The sequence below is a fragment of the Streptomyces sp. 15-116A genome, from assembly GCF_025290915.1.
Taxonomy (GTDB): domain Bacteria; phylum Actinomycetota; class Actinomycetes; order Streptomycetales; family Streptomycetaceae; genus Streptomyces.
In genome coordinates this window covers 1-1,353 of sequence record NZ_JAOCQE010000537.1, presented here as the reverse complement: position 1 = coordinate 1,353, position 1,353 = coordinate 1, and the positions used below count along the sequence as shown (strand labels likewise).

Below are 1,353 nucleotides of genomic sequence, written 5' to 3'. Positions count from 1 at the left end.
CGCGGGGCCGTCGTGCTGGGCGGGGCCGTCCTGCTGGGCGGGGGCGCCCTGCTGTGCGGGGCCTTCCTGCTGTGCGGGGCCGTCCTGCTGGGCGGGGGCGCCGTGGGGGGAGGGGGCGAGCGTGCGGGCGCTCTGCCGCACCACCGCCACCGCCTCCTGCACACCGGGCACCGCCCGTACCGCCGCCGCTATCTCCGTCACCAGGGACGGCTCCATCGCTCCGGACACACTCATGCCACCGCTCCCGCCGTCTCGGGCTCGAGAACGGCCCGGCTCATGTGGTCGATCAGCTCGGCCGCCCGGCCGAGGAAGTAGAAGTGGCCGCCCGGGAAGAACCGGGAGGTGAAGGCGCCGTCGGTCTGCTCGCGCCAGCCGTCCAGGGTGTCCAGCGGCGCCCGCGGGTCGTCGGTCCCGCCGAACACGGTGATCGGGCTGCGCAGCCGGGGCCCGGGCACGATCCGGTGGTGCTCCCACAGGTCGAAGTCGGCCCGCAGGGTGGGCAGCAGGGACGCCATCACGTCCTCGTCCTCGGCGATCTCCGGTTCGATGCCGCCCAGCCGTACCACCTCGGCGGTCAGTTCCTCGTCGGTCAGGTCGTGCAGCACGCGCACCCGCCCGCCGCTGCCCGGAGCGGGCTGCGCGGACAGGAAGAGGTGGCGGGGCCGCGGCCCGCCGCGGTCCTGCAGCGCGCGGGCCAGTTCGAAGGCGAGCACCGCCCCGCCCGAGTGGCCGAAGAACGAGAAGGACCCGTCCAGGACCGGGCGCAGCGCCTGGGTCAGCACCCGCACCAGCGGACCGACCTCCGTCACCGGATCCTCTGCGATGCGGTTCTGCCTGCCGGGCAGCTGCACCGCGGCCAGCTCGATCTCCGGCGGAAGCAGACCGGCCCATTCGGCATAGGCACCGGCACCGGCTCCGGCGTGCGGGAAACAAATGAGCCGGTGACGGTGGGCACCGCCCCGCGAGGCCCGCCAGACGTACGGCGTCTCGGCCACCAGCTCCGGGAATTCGACAGCCATTTCTCACACCTCACCGACGAAGAGATCCCGGCCGGCGGCCGGGCCTGTGCATTCCACTGCGCCTTGCTCGTTCATCGCGCTCCTCACGCTTGTCACACGCATCGTGCGCGTACGGATTTCCGGGAATTCCGTACGGATTTCAGGGCTGCCGGACGGAACTGCTCTCCGGTCGCTCTTCGGGGGTCATGCGGTCTGTGTCCCGGCGCCCGCGGAACGGTGCGGCGGCCGGGTCGGCGGACGGTGCGGGCCGGCGTCGGCGAACCGTCCAGCCCACCACCCGGTTGCGGCACAGGCGGAGGATGCCCGGGCTGCCGGGGGCGGCCGGGGCCCGGCG

The 1,353-nt window shown here is 73.8% G+C and carries 2 protein-coding genes and 1 pseudogene; all 3 read right to left on the bottom strand.

Annotated features, from left to right (window positions below; genetic code table 11):
- A pseudogene (locus N4P33_RS35280) lies at window positions 1-234 on the bottom strand (hypothetical protein); the annotation flags it as partial.
- Entirely contained in the window at window positions 231-1,019 is a 789-nt protein-coding gene (locus N4P33_RS35275) for a thioesterase II family protein (protein ID WP_260830991.1), read from the bottom strand. The pseudogene N4P33_RS35280 and the gene N4P33_RS35275, both read right to left, overlap by 4 nt.
- 139 nt (window positions 1,020-1,158) lie before the next feature.
- The coding region (locus tag N4P33_RS35270) for a hypothetical protein (RefSeq protein ID WP_260830989.1) at window positions 1,159-1,353 on the bottom strand (195 nt) is incomplete at its 5' end.

Excerpts from the sequence above, each read along its gene's own strand:
- N4P33_RS35275 (WP_260830991.1), bottom strand. The coding sequence starts at position 1,019 with ATGGCTGTCGAATTCCCGGAGCTGGTGGCCGAGACGCCGTACGTCTGG.